This window comes from Nocardia asteroides (genome assembly GCF_900637185.1).
GTDB classification, from domain to species: Bacteria; Actinomycetota; Actinomycetes; order Mycobacteriales; family Mycobacteriaceae; genus Nocardia; species Nocardia asteroides.
The window spans coordinates 417,009-443,564 of record NZ_LR134352.1 but is presented as its reverse complement, the minus strand read 5'-3'; the positions used below and the strand labels follow the sequence as shown (position 1 = coordinate 443,564).

Annotated in this window: 24 protein-coding genes and 1 tRNA gene; 15 read left to right on the top strand and 10 right to left on the bottom strand. The window is 68.0% G+C overall.

Translation table 11 applies throughout. The annotated features are described in order from the left end of the window. The first annotated feature begins 20 nt into the window (after positions 1 to 20). The 4 genes from EL493_RS02225 to EL493_RS02210 all read left to right on the top strand — a co-directional run bounded on the left by EL493_RS02225 (position 21) and on the right by EL493_RS02210 (position 2,685). Entirely contained in the window at positions 21 to 539 is a 519-nt protein-coding gene (locus EL493_RS02225; RefSeq protein WP_019049823.1) for an NADPH-dependent FMN reductase, read from the top strand. Next, positions 532 to 1,029 (top strand): flavin reductase family protein, encoded by a 498-nt coding sequence (locus tag EL493_RS02220; RefSeq protein ID WP_019049822.1) that lies wholly within the window; start codon positions 532 to 534, stop codon positions 1,027 to 1,029. Before EL493_RS02225 ends, EL493_RS02220 begins: the two co-directional genes overlap by 8 nt. Positions 1,030 to 1,072: 43 nt before the next feature. Further along, the gene (locus EL493_RS02215) at positions 1,073 to 1,537 is read left to right on the top strand and encodes a hypothetical protein (RefSeq protein WP_019049821.1); all 465 of its coding nucleotides are present in this window, start codon (positions 1,073 to 1,075) and stop codon (positions 1,535 to 1,537) included. 446 nt (positions 1,538 to 1,983) lie between these two features. Next, on the top strand, positions 1,984 to 2,685 hold the full coding sequence (locus tag EL493_RS02210) for a hypothetical protein (RefSeq protein WP_019049819.1): 702 nt from the start codon (positions 1,984 to 1,986) through the stop codon (positions 2,683 to 2,685). A gap of 138 nt (positions 2,686 to 2,823) precedes the next feature. On the opposite strand, the gene EL493_RS02205 is transcribed toward EL493_RS02210, so the two are convergent. The 5 genes from EL493_RS02205 to EL493_RS02190 form a co-directional block, all read right to left on the bottom strand. Then, on the bottom strand, positions 2,824 to 3,873 hold the full coding sequence (locus EL493_RS02205) for an ImmA/IrrE family metallo-endopeptidase (protein ID WP_162178122.1): 1,050 nt from the start codon (positions 3,871 to 3,873) through the stop codon (positions 2,824 to 2,826). A gap of 49 nt (positions 3,874 to 3,922) precedes the next feature. Continuing rightward, complete coding sequence (locus tag EL493_RS32160; RefSeq protein ID WP_022566665.1) at positions 3,923 to 4,597, bottom strand: hypothetical protein; 675 nt, start codon at positions 4,595 to 4,597, stop codon at positions 3,923 to 3,925. Between the two features lie 247 nt (positions 4,598 to 4,844). Beyond that, positions 4,845 to 4,915, bottom strand: a tRNA-Gly gene (locus EL493_RS02200). A gap of 80 nt (positions 4,916 to 4,995) precedes the next feature. Next, entirely contained in the window at positions 4,996 to 5,349 is a 354-nt protein-coding gene (locus EL493_RS02195) for a DoxX family protein (protein ID WP_019049816.1), read from the bottom strand. 20 nt (positions 5,350 to 5,369) lie between these two features. Next, on the bottom strand, positions 5,370 to 5,714 hold the full coding sequence (locus EL493_RS02190; RefSeq protein WP_019049815.1) for a DoxX family protein: 345 nt from the start codon (positions 5,712 to 5,714) through the stop codon (positions 5,370 to 5,372). A 9-nt stretch (positions 5,715 to 5,723) separates the two neighbouring features. Between EL493_RS02190 and EL493_RS02185 the strand changes: the two genes are divergently transcribed. The 3 genes from EL493_RS02185 to dcd all read left to right on the top strand — a co-directional run bounded on the left by EL493_RS02185 (position 5,724) and on the right by dcd (position 7,805). Beyond that, entirely contained in the window at positions 5,724 to 6,446 is a 723-nt protein-coding gene (locus EL493_RS02185) for a helix-turn-helix domain-containing protein (RefSeq protein ID WP_019049814.1), read from the top strand. Between the two features lie 216 nt (positions 6,447 to 6,662). After that, positions 6,663 to 7,121: a hypothetical protein gene (locus EL493_RS02180; RefSeq protein WP_019049813.1), complete on the top strand. Its 459-nt coding sequence runs from the start codon at positions 6,663 to 6,665 to the stop codon at positions 7,119 to 7,121. 84 nt (positions 7,122 to 7,205) lie between these two features. Next, positions 7,206 to 7,805 (top strand): dCTP deaminase, encoded by a 600-nt coding sequence (dcd, locus tag EL493_RS02175; protein WP_022566664.1) that lies wholly within the window; start codon positions 7,206 to 7,208, stop codon positions 7,803 to 7,805. Here dcd and EL493_RS02170 read toward each other — a convergent pair. Beyond that, the gene (locus EL493_RS02170; protein WP_198040860.1) at positions 7,718 to 8,230 is read right to left on the bottom strand and encodes a hypothetical protein; all 513 of its coding nucleotides are present in this window, start codon (positions 8,228 to 8,230) and stop codon (positions 7,718 to 7,720) included. The genes dcd and EL493_RS02170 overlap by 88 nt on opposite strands. A gap of 202 nt (positions 8,231 to 8,432) precedes the next feature. On the opposite strand from EL493_RS02170, the gene EL493_RS02165 reads away from it, so the two are divergent. From EL493_RS02165 to EL493_RS02155, 3 genes are all read left to right on the top strand, one after another. Beyond that, complete coding sequence (locus EL493_RS02165) at positions 8,433 to 9,695, top strand: helix-turn-helix domain-containing protein (protein ID WP_022566663.1); 1,263 nt, start codon at positions 8,433 to 8,435, stop codon at positions 9,693 to 9,695. A 38-nt stretch (positions 9,696 to 9,733) separates the two neighbouring features. Beyond that, positions 9,734 to 10,990: a pyridoxal phosphate-dependent aminotransferase gene (locus EL493_RS02160; protein WP_051719455.1), complete on the top strand. Its 1,257-nt coding sequence runs from the start codon at positions 9,734 to 9,736 to the stop codon at positions 10,988 to 10,990. Positions 10,991 to 11,375: 385 nt separating this feature from the next. After that, positions 11,376 to 12,653, top strand: a complete 1,278-nt coding sequence (locus tag EL493_RS02155) for a YibE/F family protein (RefSeq protein WP_019049807.1) — start codon at positions 11,376 to 11,378, stop codon at positions 12,651 to 12,653. A gap of 4 nt (positions 12,654 to 12,657) precedes the next feature. Here EL493_RS02155 and EL493_RS02150 read toward each other — a convergent pair whose 3' ends face one another. Beyond that, a complete protein-coding gene (locus EL493_RS02150; protein WP_036835117.1) occupies positions 12,658 to 14,028 on the bottom strand; it encodes an Hsp70 family protein in 1,371 nt (456 codons plus the stop codon). 87 nt (positions 14,029 to 14,115) lie between these two features. After that, a complete protein-coding gene (locus tag EL493_RS02145; protein WP_030201448.1) occupies positions 14,116 to 15,438 on the bottom strand; it encodes a UDP-glucose dehydrogenase family protein in 1,323 nt (440 codons plus the stop codon). 231 nt (positions 15,439 to 15,669) lie between these two features. Between EL493_RS02145 and EL493_RS02140 the strand changes: the two genes are divergently transcribed. Beyond that, a complete protein-coding gene (locus tag EL493_RS02140) occupies positions 15,670 to 16,194 on the top strand; it encodes a YdcF family protein (protein WP_019049804.1) in 525 nt (174 codons plus the stop codon). A 307-nt stretch (positions 16,195 to 16,501) separates the two neighbouring features. Here EL493_RS02140 and EL493_RS02135 read toward each other — a convergent pair whose 3' ends face one another. Together EL493_RS02135 and fni are read right to left on the bottom strand one after the other, a co-directional pair. Further along, positions 16,502 to 19,678: a (Fe-S)-binding protein gene (locus tag EL493_RS02135; RefSeq protein ID WP_022566660.1), complete on the bottom strand. Its 3,177-nt coding sequence runs from the start codon at positions 19,676 to 19,678 to the stop codon at positions 16,502 to 16,504. 258 nt (positions 19,679 to 19,936) lie between these two features. Further along, a complete protein-coding gene (gene fni, locus EL493_RS02130) occupies positions 19,937 to 21,034 on the bottom strand; it encodes a type 2 isopentenyl-diphosphate Delta-isomerase (RefSeq protein WP_019049802.1) in 1,098 nt (365 codons plus the stop codon). A 664-nt stretch (positions 21,035 to 21,698) separates the two neighbouring features. Here fni and EL493_RS02125 point away from each other — a divergent pair. The 4 genes from EL493_RS02125 to hypF are packed head-to-tail and all read left to right on the top strand — an operon-like array spanning position 21,699 to position 26,556. Continuing rightward, positions 21,699 to 22,595, top strand: coding sequence for a ParB/RepB/Spo0J family partition protein (locus EL493_RS02125; RefSeq protein WP_019049801.1), 897 nt, complete (start codon positions 21,699 to 21,701; stop codon positions 22,593 to 22,595). 50 nt (positions 22,596 to 22,645) lie between these two features. Next, positions 22,646 to 23,230, top strand: a complete 585-nt coding sequence (locus EL493_RS02120) for a cysteine hydrolase (RefSeq protein WP_019049800.1) — start codon at positions 22,646 to 22,648, stop codon at positions 23,228 to 23,230. Next, positions 23,227 to 24,243 (top strand): hydrogenase expression/formation protein HypE, encoded by a 1,017-nt coding sequence (gene hypE / locus EL493_RS02115; protein WP_019049799.1) that lies wholly within the window; start codon positions 23,227 to 23,229, stop codon positions 24,241 to 24,243. Before EL493_RS02120 ends, hypE begins: the two co-directional genes overlap by 4 nt. A 9-nt stretch (positions 24,244 to 24,252) precedes the next feature. Beyond that, positions 24,253 to 26,556: a carbamoyltransferase HypF gene (gene hypF / locus EL493_RS02110; RefSeq protein WP_019049798.1), complete on the top strand. Its 2,304-nt coding sequence runs from the start codon at positions 24,253 to 24,255 to the stop codon at positions 26,554 to 26,556.

Here is a 26,556-nt window from a genome sequence, read left to right as displayed (position 1 = left end):
AACGAAGTGAGGACCATCCCGTGACCGTGACCGTCGTCGTCGGCAATCCGAAGCCGGCCTCCCGCACCCTCGACGCGGCGGTGCGCGTCGCCCGCGCGCTGCGGCCCGACGCCGAACCCGCCGTGATCGACCTGGTGACGCTCGGCCCCGGCCTACTCGGCTGGGGCGACCCCGCCGTCGCCGAGGCCGCGCGCACCGTGGCGGCCTCGGAACTGGTGGTGTTCGCCAGCCCCACCTTCAAAGCCACCTACACCGGCCTGCTGAAACTGTTCCTCGAACAGTTCGACGGCGGCACCGGGCTGGCCGGGGTGATCACCGTTCCGGTGATGCTCGGCGCGGGCCCGGCCCACGCGCTGGCGCCGGACCTGCTGCTCAAGCCGGTGCTGGTGGAGATCGGCGGGACCGCGGCGCTGCCCGGGCTCTACCTCGCCGACCGCAGTTTCGCCGAGGACGGCGTCATCGAGGCCTACGCGCAGCGCTGGGCACCGGTCGTCGCGGCGCTGACCGATCTACCCGTGGAAGCGACGAATCATGCGTGAGCTCTTGGACTTTCCCGCCGACGGCACCGGCCTGCGCCGCGCCTTCGCCAACTTCCCCAGCGGCGTCGTCGCGGTGTGCGCCGAAATAGACGGCACGCCACACGGTTTGGCGGTGAGCACCTTCGTTCCGGTCTCGCTGGACCCGCCGCTGGTGTCCTTCTGCGTGCAGAAATCGTCGTCGACCTGGCCGAAACTCGCGGGCGCCGGCCACCTCGGGCTGAGCCTGCTCGGCACCGACCAGCAAGCGGCCGCCAAGGCACTGGGCGCCCGCAACGGCGACCGTTTCCGCGAGACCGCCTTGCACCGCGGCACCGGCGAAGCCGTGTTCATCGACGGCGCCACCGCCTGGATCGAAGGTGTGCCGGAAACCCACGTCCCCGCGGGTGACCATCTCGTCGTCCTGCTGCGCGTCAACCGCATAGCCGCTCGCGAAGACCTCGACCCACTCGTGTTCCACGGCAGCAAATTCCGCACTCTGCATACCGGCTGAACCGGGGCCTGCCGGACGGGGTCTCCTTGAATAGCATGCCCTCATGTTGTTGTCATCGAGCGTCTGGACGCGCGTCCTGTCCGGGCTCGGCGCCTGTGTCGCTGCGGTTCTGGTGTTGGTCTACACGTTCGTGCTGCTCTTCGAGGGGATGCCGGACGAGGAGGTCTCGGCGGGCAGGCACGCCCTGGCCGTCGCCAAGCTGATCGTCGCGGGGGCGGCGGGCCTGGCGTTGATCGTGGGCACCGCCAGTGCGTGGAGGTGGGTCATCCTCGGTGGTTGCGCGCTGTTCTTCGCCGATCTCGCGCTCTGGCTCGTCTGGTACTCAGGGGTTTTCCATACCCCGACATACGAGCATCCCGAGCCCGGCCCCATCGCCCAACCACTGTTGTTCTGGCTGTTGATGCTCACCGTCTGGGGCGCGTTCCCCGGTCTGCTCGCGATACTGGCGTGGCGCCGTCGCCCCGAACGCCCACACCCGCCGACGAACGTCGCCGCGCCTTCAAGCTAGGAAGATCAGGGGCCCGAAGAGGTTGACTCCGACGCAAAGAAGCACCAGCAGCGCGACAGCGCCGAGCACCGAGCAGCCGAGAAGCATCAGGACGGGCCGAGCCGTCCGACGCAGCAATGCTCGACGCTCGAGCTTCACGCACGGTATAGCGCCCACTGTAATGCCACCACCACGCACTGCGGGTCCCTGGAAACGATGAAACTTCGCGGATGAACTGGGCGTTTCGGGTTTGAGCCTATGACGAAAATCGAACCCGCGCTGTCTGCTTGGGAAGTTGGCGGATGTGCAGGAGCGCAGGTCTAACCTGGCAGGCGGTTGCTCCTGGGGTACCTGGATTCACCCCTGATGCCCCGCGTTCATTGCACGTCTGTGGCACGACGGACGGGGACGACTCCGAGATACCCGAAGTGTGATGATGAAGACTGACGAGGCTGTAGCTTCGATCCATGACAGCTACCGGCGCGGGAGCGTTTTCTGCCACCGTCCAGGTCTGGCAGCCACTTGCGACACAGCATCTCTGGACTGCTTTGCATATGGCTCGACTTTGCGACGAGCGGGAAAACGAGCTACTGGGGCTCGGGTACACGGGCGCCGACGTCGAACACCAAGCGTTGGCGATGAGTGCCGTCATCTCGGCGGCTTGCTTCCTCGAGACGTACATCAACGAGATCTACGCCGTCGCAGCCGACGACAACAAGACGTTGCGAGCGCCAATCGCAGGCGTCGACGGCCGCGCGGTTGAACTTCTCGGTTTCGTCTGGAAAGGCGCAGACGTCGCTGCGGAGAAGTGGACGGTCATGGATAAGTACCAGTTCGGGCTGGCGGTGGCAGGAAAGCCGAAGATGGACGCCGGAAGAAACCCGACGCAGAACGCAAAGCACCTGATCAAACTCCGCAACACGCTGGTCCACTTCAAGCCTGAGTGGCAGGCACACGACGTCGCACACCGGGTAGAGAAGGACCTCAAGACCGTCTTCCCCGGCAATCGCCTCTACTCAGGCGCCCCCTGGTTTCCTGCGGTCTGTCTCGCGTCTGGCTGCGCCAACTGGGCGTGTGACACCAGCATGGACTTCGTAGATACCTGGTGCGAAGAGATGGGCATAGCAGCTAGGCCGAGAGATGCCGTTAAGGATATGGCGCAGCCATAGGGTGCTTTGTGTGGTCCTGGTCTGGGTTGGCATGTGCTTGAAGAGAACTGGCTACTCATCTGCCGTTCCACAAGGCTCCCGAACCCTGGGGAGGTTCCGGGCGTGCGGACCCCCGGTTTGGTCTGCTGTGCGACGTAGTCAGACCGCGTGTAGCTGGTGACGGCCGACCAACGAACTACGGTCTGTCTTGCTGGTCACCTCGGTTTCCTGGGCGGTCCGAAGTTCGGTGCCGAAAGTTAGTGCGTGGACGTCTCCCAGTGGGAGACTCAGGTCATCGGCAATGACGCGGGCGGTGACCACCCGCGTAGCGCTCGACCGCTTCAGCACCTGTGGGAAAACTCGTGACATCTCGTAATTCGACATCCCGCCGGGTTCGGCGGTGCGGAATCCGCGAGTTGACAGCTCGATGCATGTTTGGCGGTAGATCCAATCGCTGATGCGCCCAGACTTGTGAGCAGCGAAGACCAGCGCCATCGCCGAGACCTTGAACTGTTCACGGACAACCAGCACGTCATCGACTGTGGGCGTTGGTGATAGGTACTCGGTCAAGCTGGCCGATGGTATGAGGAATTCCGATGCGAATGCGTCGGCCTCCTTCTCGTCGGCGGCGGTGTGGCACGGCTCGTTGTCGTGGAGGACCAGATGCCCGATCTCATGGGCGAGGTCGAACCGTATGCGCTCGGGGGTCTTCCTCCGGGCGAGAAAGATGTACGGGGTGTTGGATCGCCACATCGAATACGCGTCAACCGAATCTGCGACAGGCGGCAAGGTGTACACCCGGATCCCACGAGACTCGCAGAGCTGTACCAGGTTCGGCAGCGGTTTCGTCCCGAGCCCCCAGTCGCCTCGCAACAACCGCGCAGCGGTTCTGGGGTCATCGCCGGCCATCGACGGTAAGGATGTCTTGGGGAGGGCGTAACGTGAGGAGATCCAGTGATCTATCTCGACACCCGATACGCCGGCTGCGACTGCAGCGTCACGCTCGCGGGCAGTCGCCCGCCTTGCCGCTCGGAAGCGAACCTCGGCGGGATCAAAAACCGGTGCGTCGACACGATCGAAGTAGTCGGGCGGAAAGTCCAGCACATCACCAAGAGCGTGAGAGAGGCCGCTGGGAGCCTCTCCTGCCTCGTACCTGGCGATAGTTCCAGGAGTGACTGCGAGCTTGCGCGCCAACTCGACCTTGGTCAATCCCCGACGCATCCGTGCGATCCGGATTCTGTCCGGGTCGAGATACGGCTCAGCTCGCTTCGACAACCTCGAAGTCGACGTCGCCGCCTCCGATGTCGTTCGGCCGTGCTGTGACATCTTCCGGCCTCCATTCATCGAGGATGACCCGCACCTTCCAACCCGTAAACTGTCCGTCATCGAACCCTAGCGGCAGAGAAACCTCCAACCTGATGGACTCGCTGTCGCGGTAGTACAGGAGGAACCACGCACCTTGCGGGGGCCGACTCCGCCAGTCTTCGACATGCTCGATCGCGCCGGCCCGGAGCGCTTCCACCGTGATGAGCGGCAGTGTGCTGTGCACCGCCTCTGCAGTCGCCTTCCCCTTTCGATTGGCAGCCATTGGGCCAGTTGGATGGTCGGCGATCCCGGTCGCTTCGTTCCCGCCAACGGTCGACAACGTGTACGAATGGTCCGGCCACACGGAAAACGGTCGATTGCGGTGATTCCGGCCTTCCCACCGATTGGTGTCGGCCAACAGGTATCGCAACCTGCCGACGACATGGATCCATCGTGTGAGTCCCGCCCCGGTAGGGGGATGGTGCTCAGTGAGGTTCGCTGCTTGGATTTCACCGGTCTGGATCGCCTCGACGATGTGCGCGACATCGATGTCCATCTGACGCAGATAGGCAGCGGCGTCTGCGGGATCGATGACTGTCGGCTGTTGAGAGGGCAGTGGCTGACTCATTGCGATACCTCCGGTGCCTCATTTTTTTGTTCAAAACCATTCAATCACCAGGTCAGTGGCAGGCTATCACATGCTCAGAGTATGGGCTGGTTCGTTGTTGGCCAACGGATGACGTGCGCAGGCGATGCGTTCACCGCATGAGCTGAGGTACCGATCCGCGAGCTACTGGATGGCGAGGTCCGGGTTGTGCGGGGCGACTGGTAGAGACAACGAAAGCCCCCAGATGATCTGGAGGCTTTGGGGTTTGAGCCGATGACGGGAATCGAACCCGCGCTGTCTGCTTGGGAAGCAGAAGTTCTACCATTGAACTACATCGGCGTGCGTTCATCGAACGCGTTCGCGACTCTATCAGACCGGCGGCTGTGCCGGTCAACTCTTCGATCGGCTCCCGTGCGTGGTCAGGCGTAGCGGTAGAGGACTGTGGCGGTGAGGGTGGCGGCGGCCAGGAGGAGGAAGACGGTGGGCTGGGTGAGGGCGTAGTCGCGGACGCGGAGGTGGGCGATGATCGCGAGGACGAAATAGAGGACCAGGCCCGCGGCGGCGGCGGTGCCGAGGGCGGGTAGGGCCAGGCCGGCGAGGAGGCCGAGGCACGCGGCGCCGAGGACGGTGGCGATCGGCGGCATCCAGGAACTCGGGACGCCGACCTTGGCCGCGGCGGCGACCGGGACGGGGTGGCGGGTGTAGCCCATCCAGGAGCCGACGCCCATCATCGCGGCGGTGAGCAGGGTCAGGGTGAGGTAGAGCGCGAACATGGGTGGTCCTTTCGAGGTGATCAGGCGCCGGTGGTCGCCACCAGGGCGGCCCAGACGACGTAGATCGCGTTGACGGCGACGGCCGCGGCGGCCCGGTTCGTGTGGGCCGAGAGCAGCCGGGCCAGCCACAGCACGAGGTACGCGCACAGCAGCGTCAGCGCGGCCCAGGCGCCGAACGCCCTGGTGACAGGCATCGCGAGGCACCCACCGACGACGATCTCCGCGCCGCCGCTCGCCGCGACCAGCAGGTCGGGCCGAGGGAGCGCCGCTGGTACCAGTGCGCGGTAGTAGGCGGGTGCCAGGAAGTGCGAGACCCCGACCGCGACGAGGAACCCGCCGAGGATCAGGGCTGCGATAGCGTGCATGGGGTGAGCATGGCGCCGGCGCACCTGTGGCGGCTTGAACGAAACGATCGCCGCGCGGTTTTCGCGTGCGGCGAGTCGACGGTGCTGTTCGCCGGGACCGGGCCCGGTTCGGCCGGAGCGCACGAACATCCGGCGTGGAAGCTGATCCTGCCGCTCGGCGCGAGTCCCGTGGTGGTTTCCGGGGAGTGGGGGTGGGTGGAGGCGCCCGCGGTGGTGGTGCCGCCGCAGTGGCCGCACGCGTGCACGGTGGCGGCGGGCTTCGTGCGGGTCTCGATCGACGCGCACCTGCTGGTCGGGCACCATGGACCGATCGCGCTGCCGGCGCGCAACGCGCGGCGGCTGCTCGACGCGCTCGGGATGGGGACCGACCTCGCGGGCGATCCCGACCTTGCGGCACTGCTGGCCGAGACCGTGGCGCTGTGCGGCGCCGGAACCGGTCTCGATCCCCGCGTCGCGCTCGCCCTCGATCGGGTGGACGACGTGGCGTCGCTGGCCGCGGTGGCCCACTCGGTCGGGCTCTCGGCACCGCGGCTGCGCAGCCTGGTGCGCGCGCAGCTCGGGGTACCGCTGGCCCGGTTGCGGCGGTGGCACCGGTTGCGGGACGCGGTCGTCGCGCTGCCCGGTGGGTCGGTGGCAGCGGCGGCCGCGGCCGCCGACTTCGCCGATCAGGCGCATCTGACCAGGACGGCGCGGGAGCTGGCGGGGCGGACGCCCTCGTCCATGCTGCTCTGATCGCGGTCTGTCCAGGGGTGCGAACATCGGGGCGATTACGGGTCGGAGCGCGGTTCGCGCGCTCTACAGTTCGATCGTCGGGTGCCGCGCAGTTGGTCAGCGTTGTCGTGTGGTGACCCGTCGAGGCCGTGACGTGCGGCGTAACTGGTTCTCCGGCTCGAACTCTCGGCTCGGTGTCCGCCGGGTCCTGGGCCGGGACGACGAAAGGCTGACTGAATGAAGCGGGTTCTGTTCGTTTCGGCGCTGGCGGCGCTGGCCGTTCTCGGCGCCGGGTGCTCCGACGATTCCGGGTCCGACACCGGAACCACCACCAGCAAGGCGACCACCACCACCGCGACGACCACCACGTCGGCGGAGCACGACCCCGGTCACGGCGACCCGGGTCATCAGCATTCGACCGGACCCAGCATGATGCCCAACCCGAACGGCGACGGCACCTGGGTGCCGTGCGAGGGCACCATCTGCACCAACCCGAACCACGGGGCCGGGCCGGAGGGCGACCAGACCACGCCGCCGGTCGACACGACCACCCCGGCGCCGCCGCCCACCGGCCCCGGCGACATCGTGAACCCGACCACCCAGGCGCCGCCGCCGAGCGGCCCCGGCGGCATCGTCAACCCGACGACCCAGGCGCCGCCCAACGGGCCCGGCGGGATCGTGCAGCCGACGCAGTAGTACCGCGACGGCGCGCCCCGGCGGTGTCGTCGCGCCGCCGGGGTGGCCGGGGTAGCTGGGCGGATGGCTGCCTACACTGGGCCGGTGCTGCTCTCCGATCGTGACATCCGGGCCGAGATCGCCGCTGGGCGTCTCGGTGTCGAACCGATGCTGGAATCGATGGTGCAGCCGTCGAGCATCGACGTCCGCCTCGACGGGTTGTTCCGGGTGTTCGATAACAGTCGCTACACCCACATCGACCCCGCGCTGCAGCAGGACGAGCTGACCAGCCTGGTCGAACCGAAGCCGGGCGAGCCGTTCGTGCTGCACCCGGGTGAGTTCGTGCTCGGGTCCACCCTCGAGGTGTGCTCGCTGCCGGACGACCTGGCCGGGCGGCTCGAAGGCAAGTCCAGCCTGGGCAGGCTCGGGCTGCTCACCCACTCGACGGCCGGGTTCATCGACCCCGGGTTCAGCGGGCACATCACCCTGGAGCTGTCGAACGTGGCGAACCTGCCCATCACGCTGTGGCCGGGGATGAAGATCGGGCAGCTGTGCCTGATCCGGCTGACCAGCCCCGCCGAGCACCCGTACGGCAGTGCCGCGGCGGGTTCGAAGTATCAGGGGCAGCGCGGCCCGACCCCGTCGCGGTCGTACCTCAACTTCCCCTTGCCGCCGGACTCGCTCAGCGCCGTCGAGACCCGCTGAGGAGTCACCGACAGCGCCAGGTGCAGCACCAGCGACAGCGGCGGCAGCACATCGTCGCGGGTCGGTGGCCGCACCCAGTGACAGCCCTCGCGGCTCCACCGGCCGAGGCTGGTCGGCAGCATCACCGCGCTGCCGATATTGGGGATGTCGATATCGATGCCCGCGAGCTCGGTCGCCACCTCGGCCGGCGGCCTGGCGTCCGGTTCGGCGAGCACACTCCAGCGGATCTGCCTGGCCAGCACGGGGCCGGCCCGGCGTTGCTCCCGTAAGGTCGCGAGGACCGACTCGGCCCGTGTGGTCGGCAGATGCACCACACAGATCCGATCGGTGATCGGCAGCATCACGAAGCCACCACGCTCGCGAACGGGTAGCCCGAATTCGCGCTGGTAGCAAGACACCCAGTCGTCGACAGTTCTGGCTTCCACCCTTCCAGGATCGCCCTCGCGTGTGTGCGATACCACTGCCCCGCACCGCCCTTTCACTGCCTCAGGCAACCGATTCCGCGAACATGTGGTGTGTCTCACTGTCTCGCTCGTACTCTGGAGACAACAGCTCGTCGCGAAAGGTGACGCCGTGGTCGGGGAGTGGACAGGCAGAGAGGCCAGAGCCCTTCGCGATGCCAAACGAATGAGCATCCGGGAGTTCGCGGCTCATCTCGGCGTGCACGAACGACTGGTGTCGAAATGGGAGGCCGGTGGGGCGCGGGTGCGCCCGCGGCCGGTGAACCAAGCCGCGCTGGACACGTCGCTGGCACGCTCGGACGACGTGGTCCGCGCACGTTTCTCTACTCTTTTGGCGCCCACCGGCGCCGACGCCGACCTGCTCGCCTTCGTCGACGCCGGTGCGAGCAAAGGCGCTGTACCCGAGGTGATGTCGGAGAGGGAGTTGATCATGGCGGCTGCGCACGAGGCGAGCGAACACGCTGCCGCGGCGGAGAGCACCAATGTCGGCGCGACCACGCTGGCCCAGCTCGACGCCGATGTCCGGCGCATCGCGAACGAATACGTGCACGCCGCACCGGCGCCCATGATGGTGGAGATGCTGCGCGTGCGGCGCCGGGTGTACCGGCTCCTGGACGGGCAGCAGAAACCGGGCGACACCAGCCACCTGTACCTGCTCGCGGGCACGCTGTCGGGTCTGATGGCCAACGCCAGCACCGACCTGGGCTACCTCGACGCCGCGGGTGAACAGATCAGGGCCGCTTGGGCTTACGCCGAACTCAGCGGGCACAACGGATTACGCGCGTGGACCCGCGGCATGCACGCGCTCATCGAGAACTGGTCCGACCGCCCGCGCAACGCGGTCCAATTGGCCCGCAGCGGACAGGAATTCACCGGGCCCGGGCTGGCACGGATCCGGCTGTTCAACATCGAGGCCAGAGTGTGGGCCCGACTAGGCAGCGACACCGAGACCGACCGATGCCTCCGCGCGGCCGAGACCGCGGGCGGCGACCGCCGCGACGAGCTGCACGACGAGATCGGCGGGGTGTTCGGATTCCCCGAGCCCAAGGCGGCCTACTACGCCGGCGCCACCTGCATTCAGCTCGGCCGGGCCGAGCAGGCGCTGGCCGCCACCGAACGGGCCATCGCGCTGTACTCGAACGGACCGGCATTGCAGCGGTCCTACGGCGCGGAGTCGCTGGCCCGGGTCGACAACGCCGCGGCCCACCTGATCAACGGCAGCATCGACGGCGCCGCCGACGCCCTGCGCCCCGTCCTCGGCATGCCGGAGGACCGCCGCATCGCCCAGCTCGGCGAACGCCTGGTCGGCCTGCGCCGCCGCATCGCCGCCCCCGCCTACCGCGACGCCTTCGAAGCGCGTCAGCTCGACGAGCGGATCGAGGAATTCTGCGGCGCCACGGCCGCCGCGGGCCTGCCACCAGGCCGATGAGGGCGGCCCGGGCAAACGGGTTCGCGCCGGATGGCACCATTGGTGAGGTGAGTCCGAATCAGTCGCCGCATGTGCCGCCGCGCGTTCTCGAGCAGTCGAAGAAGCTGCAGGACGTGGTCTACGAGATCCGTGGGCCGGTACACGCACAGGCGGCGCGGCTGGAGGCCGAGGGTCATCGCATCCTCAAGCTGAACATCGGCAACCCCGCGCCGTTCGGGTTCGAGGCGCCGGACGTGATCATGCGCGACATGATCGCGGCGCTGCCGTACGCGCAGGGGTACTCGGAGTCGAAGGGCATCCTGTCGGCGCGGCGCGCGATCGTCACCCGCTACGAGCTGGTGCCCGGATTCCCCGAGCTCGACGTGGACGACGTCTACCTGGGCAACGGGGTGTCCGAGCTCATCACCGTCACCATGCAGGCGCTGCTGGACAACGGCGACGAGGTGCTGATCCCGGCGCCGGACTACCCGCTGTGGACGGCCATGACCAGCCTCGCCGGCGGCACCCCGGTGCACTACCTGTGCGACGAGAACAACGGCTGGCAGCCCGACATCGCCGATATCGAAGCCAAGATCACCGACAAGACCAAGGCTCTGCTGGTGATCAACCCGAACAACCCGACGGGCGCGGTGTACTCGGCGGAGGTGCTGCAGCAGATCGTCGACCTGGCCCGCAAGCATCGCCTGCTGCTGCTGGCCGATGAGATCTACGACAAGATCCTCTACGACGACGCCAAGCACGTCTCGCTGGCCTCGCTCGCGCCCGACCTGCTGTGCCTGACCTTCAACGGCCTGTCCAAGGCGTACCGGGTGGCCGGATACCGGTCGGGCTGGCTGGCGATCACCGGGCCCAAGGAGCACGCCGCCGGTTTCCTCGAGGGCATCGACCTGCTGGCCTCGTCGCGGTTGTGCCCGAACGTGCCGGCCCAGCACGCCATCCAGGTGGCGCTCGGCGGGCACCAGAGCATCGAGGATCTGATCCTGCCCGGCGGGCGGCTGCTCGAGCAGCGGGACGTGGCGTGGGAGCGGCTGAACATGATCCCGGGTGTGTCGTGCGTGAAGCCGCGTGGCGCGCTGTACGCCTTCCCGCGCCTGGATCCGAATGTGCACGAGATCCACGACGACGGGAAGCTGGTCCTGGATCTGCTGTTGCAGGAGAAGATCCTGATGGTCCAGGGCACCGGGTTCAACTGGCCTGCGACCGACCATCTGCGCATCGTGACGCTGCCGTGGGCCCGGGATCTGGCGGTCGCGATCGAGCGATTCGGCAACTTCCTGGCCAGCTATCGACAGTGAGAAATGCTCACCTACCTGGGCTTTCGGCTGTGAGTTCGGGGGATTTCGGCAAGTTGGTCATCTGGATAGGGTGACTAAAACAGACTCGGGGTTCGGAATCTTTGAGTTTTTGAAGACTCACTAGTGCAAAAGTCCAACTTTTGTGTACAGTAGTCCTCGGCGCTTCGGCGCCCGGCCCGGTTGTCTACCCCCCCTGGACAACCGAGAGCCTCAGGTACGCGCGCCTACCCCCCTGGGCGCCTGCCTGCGGGCGGCGGAGACATCCCCCTGCTCTCCGCCGCCCCCACAGCACCAGCTCCCCGCGACTTCGGGTCAGACCTAGTCGCGGGGAGTTTTGCGTCGGCGTCGGGTCGTTCTTGAAAACGAAATCCTTTAAGGTTCTGGCGTGAGCGATCATCATCACCATCACCACCACGATCATTCGGGGCCCATCGCGATCGGGGCCACGGCGGCGCGGGTCGTCGTCGGGCTGCTCGGGGTTATCGGGGTGGTGGTGTTGCTGGCGACCGTGATCCTGTGGCCCAGCGCGCAGCACGTCGAGATTCCGTTGCCGATGCAGACGGCCACCGGCGGGGCCGTGCAGACCGAGGCCGGGACCGTGGTGCTGCAGGACATCGGGCCGTGCGGGAGCCCGTCGCAGGGGAAGGTGTTCAGCGACAAGCCCGAGCCGCCGCGCACGGGCGCCTACGAATGCCAGCGCAGCGTCATCGCGATCGAGTCGGGGCCCGACAAGGGCGACAAGACGCTGTTCGAGATCGCGCCGGGACCCGGACAGCCCGACCTGCGGGCCGGTGACAAGATCCGGATCGTGCGAGCCGCCGACCCCAGCGGCATCACCATGTACGCGTTCGAGGACTACTCGCGCGGGCTGCCGCTGCTGCTCATCGTGATCGCGTTCGTCGTCGTCATCTGCGTCGTCGCGCGGTGGCGCGGGTTCAGGGCGCTGCTCGGACTCGTGTTCGCCTTCGCCGTGGTGGTGATGTTCCTGCTGCCCGCGCTGCTCGACGGCAAACCGGCCATTCCGGTCGCCCTGGTCTCCGGCGCGCTGATCCTCTACGTGGTGCTCTATCTCGCGCACGGGGTGAATCTGCGGACCAGTTCCGCGCTGCTCGGCACGCTCGCCTCGATGCTGGTCGCGGCGTTCCTGTCCTGGGTGACGCTCGAGATCACCAACCTCACCGGGCTGTCCGAGGAACAGAACACCAACGTCGCCACCTATATCCAGCACGTCAGCATCACCGGTCTGCTGCTCGCCGGGTTCATCATCGGCTCGCTCGGTGTGCTCAACGACGTCACCATCACCCAGGCCTCGGCGGCCTTCGAACTCGCCGCGCTCGACGAAGGCGCGTCCAGGGGCGAGATCTTCACCGCGGCGATGCGGGTCGGGCGCGACCACATCGCCAGTACCGTCTACACCCTCGTGCTCGCCTACGCCGGTGGCGCGCTGCCGCTGCTGCTGCTGTTCAGTGTGGCCGGGCGGTCGATCACCGACGTGCTCACCGGTGACGCCGTCGCCATCGAGATCGCGCGCTCCGCGGTCGGCGGTATCGCCCTGGCCCTGTCGGTGCCGTTGACCACCCTCATCGCCGTGCTGCTCGCGCGGCCGTTCGGCGCCAAGCGGGTCGCCGCGCCGCCGCAGCGGGCCCGGCACGCCAGGAACTGAGCTCCTACCGGCCGCCGGGCGGCGGGAAGCCGGGCAACACCACCGGCGGCAGGGTGGGAACCACCACCGGCGGCAGGCCGGGGACCACGGTGAAGGTGTTGGGGCCCTGGGTCGGCGGCGCCTCGGTGGTCGGCTCGCTGTTCTGCTGACGCTGCGGCGGGGCGGCCACCGTCGCGTGCACCGCGTCGGTCGTCGGCGTCGCGGCCGAGGGCGGATCGGCCAGTGTGGGGCGCGGCGGTGTCGACGCGGGCACCGCGTGCGAACCGTCGCTGGAGTTGCCGCGTTCGAGCACCTCGGGTCCGTACCCGAGGCCGAGGCCGATGGCGGCGACCACCACCAGCGAGCTCACGGTCAGCACGGCGGCGTTCAGTTCACGTCGGTTGTTGCCGCCGCGACCGGTGAGCGCGGCCAGCGGACGGCGGCGCCGGGCCGGGGCGGTCAGCCAGGCGGGGGTGGTGTCGTCGAAGTCCTCGGGTTGCGGCATGGGCATGGCAGGGCTCGCGGGCGCCTGCTGCACCTGGGCGGGACGAGCGAGCAGCGCGGCACCGCGGGCCAGCGCCGTCTCCGGCTCGGCGGGCACGATCACCGGCACGCCGATGGTGCGCTCGAGCACCCGCGAGATCAGCGGAATCCGGGCGCCGCCGCCGATCACCAGCACCGCCTGCACCGGATGCTGCGCCCGGATGATCACATCGCGGGTCATCCGGGCCGACGACTCGATCGCCAGCATCATCAGTGCTTCGAAGTTCTCCCTGGTGAGCAGCACCAGACCCTGCTCGCTGGGCAGCGCCACCGCGTTGGTGTCGGACAGCTGCTCCTTGGCGGCCCGGCACAACCCGTCCAGCTCGGCCAGGCCCACCGGATCGGCCGGATGCGCGATCCGGCCCGAGGCGATCTGCTGTTCCCGGATCAGCGAATCCAGGTAGTCGCCGCTGATGTCGCTGATCCGCTCGCACTGATACACATCACTGGTACGCGCGTTCACCACGCTCACGGTGAGCCCGGAACTGCCCAGGTCGTAGACGGCCAGGGTGGACACCTCGCGCATGTCCGTGGTCGCGTGTGCGAAATGCACGGCGGCCACGGCCTCGGGCACCAGCTGATAGTTGGTGAGCTGGCGACGGGCCATCGCGGCCCTGATGGCCCTGGCCTGCGGTTCGCTGCGAAAGGTGACGGTGGTGGCCGCGACCTCGGGGGCCGCGGCCAGGGCCGCGGCGATCGCGTCGGCCGCCGACTCCTCGGCCTGGCGCTCCGGCATCGAAATAGCCTGGAGCTCGAACGAATACGGGGGAACGAAACCGTGCGGGCCGCCGTGCTGGGGACGCGCGAGGCGCACCGTGCCGGCGCCCACCGATACTCCCAATACCGCACTCATCAGCTGCCCATCTCGTTACCTACCGCACGACACGCGGAGCCTGCGTACTCGGATCATTGCCCGGCAGCCCCCGCTTGGATCGCCACTCTACGGGGTGCCGAGTCCCGCGTACACCCACCCGGCGTCCCGCCAGGTAGCGCGGTTCAGGCAATTGCGGCCGTCGATGATCGAACGGGACCGGACCACCGGATCCAGATCGGCCGGAGTCAACGCCGTGAATTCGTTCCATTCGGTGAGAACCAGAACCACGTCGGCGCGATCGCACGCCTCGGCGACGGAGGTGGCGTAGTTCAGGGTGGGGAACACCCGGCGCGAATTCTCCACGGCCTTGGGGTCGTACACGGTGACGACCGCGCCGTGCAGCTGGATCATGCCCGCCACGTTCAGCGCGGGCGAATCCCGCACGTCGTCGGACTCCGGCTTGAACGCGGCACCGAGCACCGCCACATTCGCGCCGAGCAGCGAACCGCCGCAGGCGCGGGCCGCCATGTCGACCACCTTGGTGCGGCGGCGCATGTTGATGTTGTCGACCTCACGCAGGAACGCCACCGCGTGGTCGGCACCGAGCTCGCCGGAGCGGGCCATGAACGCGCGGATGTCCTTGGGCAGGCAGCCGCCGCCGAAACCCAGTCCGGCATTGAGGAACCGGCGGCCGATGCGGGCGTCGTAGCCGAGCGCGTCGGCCAGCATGGTGACGTCGGCGCCGGTCGCCTCGCACACTTCCGAGACCGCGTTGATGAACGAGATCTTGGTCGCCAGGAAGGCGTTGGCCGAGACCTTGACCAGCTCGGCGGTGGCCAGATCGGTCAGCAGGAAGGGGATCTCGGCGGCGATCAGGTCGGCGTAGATCTCGCGGATCTGCTGTTCCACCCAGCCCGCGCGCTCGCGGGCGCCGTCGATGCCGAGAACCAGGCGGTCCGGGCGCAGGGTGTCCTGCACGGCGAAGCCCTCGCGCAGGAACTCCGGATTCCAGGCCACCTCCACGTCGACCTTCGCCGCCGCGCGGGCCCGCTCACCCAGCGCCGCCGCGGTGCCGACCGGCACGGTGGACTTGCCGACGATCATCGCCGGACGTTCCAGCAGCGGCGCGAGCGTATCGACCACGGCGTGCACGTATTTCAGGTCGGCGCCGTACTCGCCCTTCTTCTGCGGTGTGCCGACGCCGAGGAAATGCACGTCGGCGTGGTCGGCCGCGTCCTCGTAGTCGGTGGTGAACCGCAGCCTGCCCGCGGCGAGGTTGCGTTGCAGCACCTCGTCCAGGCCGGGTTCGTAGAACGGCACCACACCGTCGGCCAGCTTGGCCACCTTGCCGGGATCCACGTCCACCCCGACCACTTCGTGCCCCAGCTCGGCCATACACGCGGCATGCGTGGCCCCCAGGTACCCCGTTCCGAAGACTGTGCATCGCATAGTTCTGTTGGTAAGCCGCGCGCGTGGCTACGCCGCGTCAGCGAGGCAAGAGGGGGCGCAACATCAGGTGTACAGGGGGCGACACCGACTGGTCGTCCTGTTTTCCGATGCCTCTACCTGCGATGATGCGGCCGGTAGGGGTGCGAGGTTCGGATCGAGAGTGTGCGGAGTGTCCGTGGGTGTGGACGTGTCGGCGGGTCGGGCCGGCGGGGGATGGCTAGCATCGGGCGGATGCGCCGGTTGCTCGTCGTCTCGGGTGCGCTGCTGCTCGCGGTGCTCGTCGCGACGGTCGCGCTGTGGCCGGTGTACGTGTCGCCCCGCACCGACGAGCCCGTCCGCGCGGACGCGATCCTGATCCTCGGCGGCGCCCACGACGGCCGCGAAGAACTCGGCCTGCGCCTGGCCGCCGAGGGCTACGCGCCCCGCGTGCTCGTCTCCGATCCCTACGAACGCAGCCCGATGATCAACCGGATCTGCCACGGCGGCTACAGCTTCGAGGTGATCTGCTTCGACCCGAGCCCCCGCACCACCCTCGGTGAAGGCCGCGAACTCGCCCGCCTCGGCGCCGGCTGGACCCGCGTCATCGTGGTCACCTTCACCCCGCACATCTCCCGCGCCCGCTACATCCTCGGCGCCTGCTGGCCCGGCGAACTCCTGTTCGTCGACCCCGAACCCCATCTGTCGCCCGCCCGCTGGGCCTGGGACTACGTCTACCAATCGGCGGGTTACGTGAAGGCCTGGTTCGCCGACTGCTGAAGCACCCGGGGCCTGGTTCCGGATCGGGGACGGTGACGACTTCAGGCGCGGAGCCGGGAGTGCGGTACCGGGTTCACCGGTCGGGTTCCGTGCTCGGCGGACATGAACCGCTGGCCTGGCCGGCCGGCGAGGTTCACCCGCCACCTTCACGCGGGACGGGCGCGCGGGCAGGCGTAGGGGCGGCGCGACCGCGCACGCCGCCGACGCGGCTCCGGCGCGCGGCCGCGCAGCTGCACGGGTTACAGCCGATAGACAGCGAGAGAGGCGCGGATTACGGGAATCCGCGCCTCTCTCGCTTGTTCAGTTGTCAGTTCTTGCGGCCGGGGGCCTTCGCGCCGGACTTGAAGCCGAGGCCGCCGGGCTTGGCGGTCGGCGGGGCGACGGACGGTGCGGCTTCGCCGTTGCCGTTGCCGTTGGCGGGCTCGGCCGGAGTGGCCGGTTCCGCCGGGGCTTCGGGCTCGGCCGGGGCCGCGGGGGCCTCGGGCTCGGCCGGAGCTGCCGGGGCAGGGGCCGCGGCGCCGGGGGCCTTGGGGCCGGGACGCTTGAAGCCGGACTTCATGGCCAGGCCCTTGGCGGCGACCGTCGGCTTGGTCTCGGTGGGAGCCGAAGCCGGGGTCTCGGCGGCAGGTGCCTCGGCGGCGGGGGCCTCAGCAGCCGGAGCTGCTTCGGCGGCCGGAGCGGCGGGTGCCTTCGCGCCGGGTGCCTTCGCACCCGGAGCCTTGGCGCCGCCCTTCATGCCGAGGCCCTTGACCGGCGGGGCCGCCGGTGCGGGCGCGGCTTCGGCGGCAGGCGCCGCTTCCGCGGCGGGAGCGGCCGGAGCCTTGGCGCCGGGAGCCTTCGCCCCGCCCTTCATGCCGAGTCCGCCACCGGGCGCCTTGGCGGCACCCTTCATGCCCAGACCCTTGACCGGGGGAGCCGTGGTCTCGGCGGCCGGAGCGGCTTCGGCGGCGGGAGCCTTCGCGCCCGGAGCCTTGGCGGCGCCCTTCATGCCGAGTCCGCCACCGGGCGCCTTCGCGGCACCCTTCATGCCCAGGCCCTTGGCCGGAGCGGCGGCGGGAGCGGCTTCGGCGGCGGGAGCCTTCGCACCGGGCGCCTTGGCGGCGCCCTTCATGCCCAGACCGCCACCGGGCGCCTTGGCGGCACCCTTCATCCCCAGACCGCCGCCGGTCGGCGCGGCCTTCGGGGCGGCCTCGGCCACCTCGGCGACCGGCGCGGGTTCCGGCTCGGGCTCGGGTTCCGGCTCGGCCTTCGGCTCCTGGACGACGAGCAGGTTCGCCGACAGTTCGGCGGCCTCCACGCGGGTGATCGAGTCGAGCATCAGCTGCGCGACGTCGACGACCTCGACGCCCTCGCCCTGGCCCTGCTCCTGGCGCGCGGTGACACCGTCGGTGAGCATGACTCGGCAGAACGGGCAGCCGGTCGCGATCTTGGTCGGGTTGGTGGACAGTGCCTCGTCCACACGGTCGACGTTGATGCGCTTGCCGAGCTGCTCTTCCATCCACATCCGGGCGCCACCGGCACCACAGCACATGGACCGCTCGCCGTGCCGCGGCATCTCGACCAGGGTCGAACCCGAGGCCTCCATGAGCTCACGCGGCGCGTTGTAGATCTTGTTGTGCCGACCCAGGTAGCAGGGGTCGTGGTAGGTGATGTTCTGCGACACCGAGGCCACCGGCACCAGCTTCTTCTGCCGCACCAGGCGGTTCAGCAGCTGGGTGTGGTGCACGACCTCGTAGGTGCCACCGACCTGCGGGTACTCGTTGTTGAGCGCGTTGAAGCAGTGCGCGCAGGTGACCACGATCTTCTTCTTCGACTGCTCGACACCCTCGAACACCGAGTTGATGACCTCGATGTTCTGCATGGCCAGCTGCTGGAAGAGGAACTCGTTGCCCGCGCGGCGAGCCGAGTCGCCGGTGCAGGTCTCCTCGGCGCCGAGCACCATGAACTTGGTGCCCGCGGTGGCGAGCAGCTCGGCCACGGCCTTGGTGGTCTTCTTGGCGCGGTCCTCGTAGGCGCCGGCGCAGCCGACCCAGAACAGGTACTCGTAGCCGTCGAAGCTGTCGGCGTCCTTACCGAAGACCGGGATGTCGAAGTCGACTTCGTTGATCCAGTTGAGGCGGTCCTTGGAGTTCTGGCCCCACGGGTTGCCCTTGTTCTCCAGGTTCTTGAACAGGCCGGCCAGCTCGGTGGGGAATTCCGACTCGATCAGCACCTGGTAGCGGCGCATGTCGATGATGTGGTCGACGTGCTCGATGTCGACCGGGCACTGCTCGACGCAGGCACCACAGGTGGTGCAGCTCCACAGCACCTCGGGGTCGATGATGCCGTGCACGTCCTCGCCGCCGACCAGCGGTCGTTCGGCCTCGGCGCGCGCGGCCTCGGGGATCTTCGCCAGCGCGGCCTCGTCGACCTTGCCGTCGGCGTCCACCAGACCGATCTCGTCGCCACCGGGATCCTTGCGGCCACCGGCCAGCAGGTAGGGCGCCGCGGCGTAGCCGTGGTCACGCAGCGACATGATCAGCAGCTTGGGCGAGAGCGGCTTGCCGGTGTTCCAGGCGGGGCACTGCGACTGGCAGCGACCACACTCGGTGCAGGTGGTGAAGTCCAGCCAGCCCTTCCAGGAGAAGTCCTCCACGCGGCCGACACCGAGCTTGTCGACATCGGGGTCGACGTTCTCCATGTCCAGGACCTTGCCGTTGGAGATCATCGGCTTGACCGCGCCGAGGGCGACGCTGCCGTCGGCCTCACGCTTGAAGTAGATGTTGAAGAAGGCCGAGAACCGGTGCCACGCGACACCCCAGTTGATGTTGCGGCTGACCACGACGACCCAGACCAGCGCCGCCATCAGCTTGAAGAAGGCGAACACGGACACGAGCGTGGCGCTGGCGGGCAGCAGCTTGGCGACGTGCATGCTGACGAAGTCGCTGCTGGCGTGGGATTCGCCGGTGTAGGCGAGCACCAGGGCCTTCGCGCCGAGCATGCTGATGCCCTCGACGAGCACGATGGTCTCGACGAAGTAGGCGGCGCCGAAGTTGGAGCCGGAGAACCGGGACAGCCGCGCCGGGACGCGGGGGTGGTTCAGCTGGCGGATGGTGATCAGCACCAGCGCACCGATGATGGTGCCCAGGGCCAGGAACTCGTCCAGCAGGTGGTAGACGAACGTGTTACCGACCAGCGGCCAGGTGAAAGTGGGGCTGAAGATCTGCCCCTGCGCCTGGAAGACGGTGACGAAGCCGATCATGAAGCCGACCATCACGAGCCAGTGCGCCCAGCCGACGGTCCGGAACTTCACCATGCGGGTGTGCGCGGCGAATTCCTTGACCATGGTGGTGAATCGCGGCACGAACGGCGTGAAGCGGTCCGGGGCGGCCTGCCCGAGCATGATGGTTCGCACCATCCGCCGGATCGCCAGCCCGAACAGAATCCACGCGGGTACACCGATCAGTATGGAGATGATGCCCAATGTCATCGATACAGGGCTCATGCCAGGGCCTTTCGTTCACGTAGCGACGCGGTGCCGCTCGTCCCGGAACGCATCATAGTAGGTTCTAAGTTACTCGCCAGTAGTGGTGGGCTGTCCATGTTACTGGCGAGTAGCAATGCTGCGCTACCGGATTGTGTGAACATCCTAACGGTGCTGATCAGCGCCAGGATTCGGGGGCGTCCGGCGCGTCGGACCGGCGAAGTCGCGATCGGGGATCGTGTGTCGTTGACCAGGGCTGCCGTTCCTGGCGCGCTGTGCTCATCGACCCGCGCCGGCTGGGATTCGCGACCGCCGGGCGTAGTCGGCGGGGTCGACGCCGCGTAGCCGGCAGACCTCGGCCAGCCGGCCGGTCAGCAGGACATCCGTGTGCGCCAGGTCGGCCACGGTGGCGGCGCCGAGCAGCATCATCAGGTGCCGGATCCGTGCGATCCACGTGGTGATGGTCGCGATCAGCGCGTCCACACCGCCGGTTTCCAGAATGGCGAGGAAGTGGCCGGAAACCCCGGCCGCGCCCGCTCCGAGGGCGAGACTGCGGACCACGTCGAGGGGATTGCGAATTCCGCCCGAGGCCAGCAGAGTGACGCCGCGCAGGCGCGCTGGTTCGCTCGCCTCGACCAGGCAGGCCGGCGTCGACAGGCCCCATTCGCCCAGCAGATCGAAGTCGTCGCCGTGGCGCCGGGCGTTCTCGATCCGCGCGAAGTTGGTGCCGCCGGTCCCGGACACGTCGATGTGTCGAACGCCGAGATCGGCCAGCTGGGTCACGGTGTCGGCGCTGATGCCGAACCCCACCTCCTTGACGATCACCGGGATGCCGAGCGCCTCGGTCATCCGGGCGATGTTGCCGGGCCATGCCGTGAAGTCGCGGTCGCCCTCGGGCATGACGGTTTCCTGGACCGCGTTGACGTGCACCTGCAGCGCATCGGCCGCCAGTAGTTCCACCGCGCGCGCCGCCATGTCCGGCGTGGCGTTGGCGTTCACATTGGCGATGACGTACCCGTCGGGGTTCTCGCTGCGCAGCACGCGGTAGGTCTCGGCCACCGCCGGATCGGCCAGGTAGGCGCTCATCGAGCCCGACGCGATCGCCAGGCCGGTCTCCCCGGCGGCGATTGCCAGGGCGCGGTTGATCTCGCCGGTTCGCGCGCTGCCACCTGTCATAGCGTTGACATATAGTGGCGTGCGCCAAGTCATGCCCGCAATATTGGTGTTAAGCGACACAACGCGTTCCGCGGTGCCGCGCAGCGCATGGTGCACGAACTCGATGTCGTCGAACTGGCAGGCGTGCCGGGTGTCCGTGAATTCGCGCTGCTGGGCGACTGCCAGGCGGACGTGATCGTCCTTGCGGGCGGCATAGGCCATCGGTTGTTTCCATTCTTTTCAGCGGATGGACAAAATGAACAATTCGCGATACCCGGGCGTGTCTCGGAACCGGCCGAATCGGTAGCAGATGAATTGCTGTCGGCGGCCGCACGAGTTTCGGGAAGATGCCCCTCTTTTTCGGGGGTGTGGGGCCAATTATGCAACGCCGTCGGGGGGCTTGGAATTGGTCGTCTGTCCAATCGTGTGGCGACCGCTCGGTGTGCGGTTCCGGCGGGAGGCCGAGGTGGGGCGGCCAGAGTGGCAATCCTCACTCCAGTGCGGGTCCAGAAGTGAGCTTTTGGCGTCCGCTTCGCCCGAATCATCCTGTTCGACTGTGACTTTCGTCAGTTGCACACCCCGCGGTCTGTGACGGGAGAGCAGCTGTGGCCATACTCCAGTCGAGGGGATCGTCGGCCGGTGCCGACGTTCGTGGGTGGTCGCGGGTGGCAGATCGAACACTTGCTCGTGAGGGCTCGCTGCGATAGTTTTTTTACGCATCTCTTGATCTTGAATTTGCAGGCTTGGCTCGAAGGACCGGGGGACTGAGTACGTGAATAATTCATCGAAATCGGCGCGTGTGAAGAAATCGGTGGAAATCGCATCGCTGGTAATTGCTGGGTCGCCGCGGTCTGGGGGGGAAGACCAAGCGCATATCGAGCGGCTGATGGAGGCGGAATGGCCGTTGCCGCCGATTCTCGTGCATCGGCCGACCAATCGCGTCATCGACGGATTTCATCGGACGAATGCCGCGATGCGGAAGGGCCTCACCCATATCGACGCGTATCTGGTCGACGGGTCCGACGAACTGGCCTACATTCTCGGCGTCCAGGAGAACGTGACGCACGGCCTGCCCCTGTCCCTCGCGGACCGGCGTGCCGCCGCGGAGCGGATCATCGGCACGCATCCGCACTGGTCGAACCGGTCGATCGCCGCCGCGGCGGGCCTGTCCGCGAAGACGGTGGCCACGATTCGCAGCGGCACCGGGGACAGTTCGCAGTCCAGCCACCGCCTGGGCAGTGACGGCAGACTCCGTCCCGTCGACACCAACTCCGCCCGGCGCACCGCCGCGGAACTCATCCTCGCGCGCCCCGATGCCTCCCTGCGCAGCATCGCCAAGGAGGTCGGGCTGTCGCCGTCGACCGTGCGTGATGTGCGCGCCCGCCTGGACAGTGGGGTGGACCCGCTCGTCCATGCGGAGGACGACAAGAACTCCTGTACGAAGCCGGCATCGGGGGGCGCCGAGCCGGCGGCGACCACCTCGCTCGTCGAGTCCGCACCGCCCAAGAAGCAGGTGGATATCGACGCGCTGCTGGCTGTGCTCTCCCGGGATCCGGCGCTACGGATGAGTGTCGGCGGCCGCGAGCTACTTCGCTGGCTGCACCAGCACGCCGTCAGCGGCAGCGATGCCGCGAAGATCGCCGAAGTCGTGCGGCCGCATTCCTATTACCACGTGATCGAATTCGCCAATCAATGCGCAGCCAACTGGGCCACTATCGCCCAGGCGTTGAATGCCGCCTATATAGATGCGTTCGACAGCTCGCCGGATGCCCGCTCGGCTTGAGCCCGCGCACATTCTTCTTTTCCCCACATTCGATGCCCGGAGGATTTGTCATGTCCAAAACAGCGGTTCTGACCAGTGGCCTGCAATACGATATCGTCGGAAAGAATCCGGAGCGTGAAGCGGCCATCTCCGCCGCCACTCCGCGGGTGACGGAATTCCTGTCCGAGATGCGGAAGCGGGGCTGCCCGGTCTTCCACCTGCAGCTCATCAACCAGCCCGACGACCCGCTGGCCGAGCGCTACGACGGCCGGGTGCCTGCCCTGCGTGGCACCCCCGGCGCCGACGTTGTCCAGGAGTTTCTCGGCTCGGGTGACGTCATCCAGGAGCGGAGCAAGGACAGCGGGTTCTACGAGACCGATCTGCACGAGCGGCTCCAGGCCGCGGGCATCGAGACCCTCGTCCTGATCGGTCTGCAAACCCAGATCTGTATTCAGACCACGGCCGCCGACGCGTTCTTCCGTGGATATATCGTCGCGGTGCCGAGTGATTGTGTCTTCTCCGCTATGGAGGCCGACCGCCTGCGTGCGCTGGAATGGCTCGAGAGCTACTGCGCCACCGTCGCCGATTCCGCGGAAATCCTTCGCGAGATCGACGAGAACGGCAGCATCGCGCGCAAGGAGACCAAGACGCCATGACGCTGACAATTCAGCAGGTTCAGCTCGACCACGGCACCGGCGCGGCGCTCTCGAACGAACTCGTCGGCTTCATCGCGGAGACCCTCGGCGATGTCTACGTGGGTGAGATGGAGGACAGCGCGGTCCTCCCGGTCGAGGGTGGCCGCATCGCGATGACCACCGACAGCTTCGTGGTCGACCCGCCGTTCTTCGGCAACGGCGACATCGGCAAGATCGCGGTCTGCGGCACCGTCAACGATCTGGCCGTCTCCGGGGCCGTGCCCCGCTACCTCACGCTCGGGATGATTCTCGAAGCCGGGCTGCCGCTGGATCGGCTGGCCCGCGTCCTCACCTCCATCCGGGACACCGCGCGCGAAGCCGGTGTGCAGATCGTCTGCGGCGACACGAAAGTCGTCCGGGCCGGTGAGGCGGATCAGCTGTACCTCAATACGAGCGGTGTCGGGTTCTTCGTCCGGGATCCGCTGCGGATGGACTCGGTGCGCCCCGGCGACGCGGTCATCGTGTCCGGCCCCCTCGGCAATCACACGGTCCACCTGCTGTCGATCCGCGAGGGCCTCGGCTTCGAGAGCCGCGTCCTCAGCGATTGCGCGCCGCTCAACGGCGTGATCGACCATGTGTTCGCGGCGGTGCCGGCGGGATCGATCCGGTCGATGCGCGACGTCACCCGGGGTGGCCTCGCCGCCGTGCTGCACGAGTACGCGGGCCGCGTGGACAAGGCCATCACGCTCGACGAGTCCGCGCTGCCCATCCAGCACGAAACCGCGATGGCGGCGGACATGCTGGGAATCAACCCGCTGCACTGCGCCAACGAAGGCTGTTTGGCGATCTTCGCCGATCCCGCTGCGGTAGAAGACATTCTGGCCGCGCTGCACGGGCACGAATACGGCAGGCACGCGGCAGTGGTGGGTCAGGTCACCGGCCGCGAGGGCGCTGCGGTCCTGCTCAGGGACGCCGACGGCCGTGAGTCGACACTGCAACCGCTCCGGGGCGCAGAGCTGCCCCGGCTGTGCTGACGAGCTGACATGACCGGACACGCCACGTGGCAGATCAGGGTGACCGGGGTCGTGCAGGGGGTGGGGTATCGCCCGTTCGTCTACAAGCTCGCGCGTGAACGGCGATTGGCCGGCTGGGTCCGCAACGATCCCGCGGGTGTACTCATCGAGGCGAGCGGCGACAGTTCCGCGCTGGACCTGTTCACGGCGGAACTGTCGGACCGGGCGCCCGAGCTGGCCCGGGTCGATCGGGTAGCCGTCCTCGACAGATCGGCGGAGAGTTCGCCGGCGACGAGTTTCGAAATCGTGCACAGCGAGCACACCGGTGCGAAGGTGGCGCTGGTACCCGCCGACACGCACGTGTGCGCCGACTGTCTGGCCGAACTGCGCGACCCCGCCGACCGGCGATTCCGCTATCCCTTCATCAACTGCACGAACTGCGGCCCGCGTTACTCGATCATCGGCGCGCTGCCGTACGACCGGACGCACACCACCATGCGGTCCTTCGTCATGTGCGCGGAATGCGAAGCGGAATACCGCAATCCGATGAGCAGGCGGTTCCATGCCCAGCCCAATGCCTGCGCGGACTGTGGCCCCCGCCTGTTCCTCGCCGACCGGCAGGGAACGGTGCACGAGGACCTGGAAGCGCTGCGGCACTGCGTCCGGGAACTGGCGGCGGGGCGCATCGTGGCGATCAAGAGTGTGGGCGGCTTCCACCTCGCCGTCGACGCCACCGACGCCGAGGCGGTGGCCTTGCTCCGGCGGCGGAAGCGACGGGACTCCAAGCCCTTCGCCGTCATGGTCCGCGATCTGGACACGGCCCATCGCGTGGTGGAACTGTCGGCCGCGGAGGAAGCGGTGCTGCGGTCACCGGCGCGGCCGATCCTGTTGGCGCGCAAGCGGCCCGGGACGGTCGCCGACGGTGTGGCGCCGCGGAATCCGAATCTCGGCGTGATGCTGCCGTCGGCACCGCATCATCACCTGCTCCTCGACGAAGCGGGCTCCGGAATTCTGGTCATGACGAGCGGCAATGTGTCCGGGTATCCGATCGTGCACCGCAACGAGGACGCGTTGCGCGACCTGTTCGGCATCGCGGACGCGATTCTGTACCACGACCGTGACATCGAATCCAGGGTGGACGATTCCGTGGTCCGGCTCTCGGTACACCCGGATCTGGATGGTCCACTGCTCACCTTTCTGCGCAGGGCGCGCGGGTACGCGCCGTATCCGGTGGAGATCGGCAGCCCGTTGCGTCCGCTGGTCGCCTACGGCGCCGAACTCAAGACGACGGTGGCGCTGTCGGCCGGCTCCCGGGTGTATCTCAGCCAGCACATCGGCGATCTGAAGAACGACGAGACCTTCGCCGCGCACCGCCAGACCGCCGCGCACCTGGCGGCGCTCTACGACCTGCGGCCCGAATCCGGCGTGTACGACATGCATCCGGATTTCCGCAGCAGCCAGGCACAGCAGGGGATCGGGGAGGTGGGCGCTCCGATCTTCGTGCAGCATCATCACGCGCACATGGCGGCGTGCATGGCGGAGAACCAGCTGACCGGCCCCACGATCGGTGTGGTCTTCGACGGCGCCGGGTACGGCGCCGACGGCACCATCTGGGGCGGCGAGTTCCTGGTCGGGGACTTCGACGGCTTCGAACGCGCCGCGCATCTGCGCCGACTCGCGCTGATCGGTGGTGACCAGGCCGTCCGGGAGCCGATCCGGACCGGGGTCGCGATCGCGCTGGACTCCTTCGGCGACATCGACGCGGCGGTGCGGGCGTTCCCGGCACTCGGCTCGCTCGACCGCGAACGCAGGCAGGTCTACGCGACGATGCACGCGCGCGCCATCAACTCGCCCGAGGTGTCGAGCATGGGCCGCCTCTTCGACGGGGTGGCCGCGCTGCTCGGCGTCTGCGGTCGGGCCGAGTACGAGGCGCAGGGGCCGATCGAGTTGGAAGGCTTGCTCGACCGCGAGCTCGAGCTCGCCCCCGGCTACGAATTCGCCCGCGACGGTGCGGAAGTGGACTTCCGACCCGCCATCCGCGCGATGGCCGAGGATCTGGCTGCGGGGGTGACGCTCGCCGACATCAGCCGCCGGTTCCACTCCGGTGTGGTCGAGATGGTGCGGCGGCAATGCCGGGAACTCGCCCGCACCACCGGTATTCGGCAGGTCGTGCTGTCCGGCGGGGTGTTCCTCAATGAGTACCTGCTGGTCAACTGCCTCGTACTGCTCGAACGCGACGGGCTGGAGGTCTACAGCCACCGTCAGGTCCCACCCAACGACGGGGGTATCGCTCTCGGTCAGTTGCTGGTGGCGGACCGGACACAACGGGAGTGA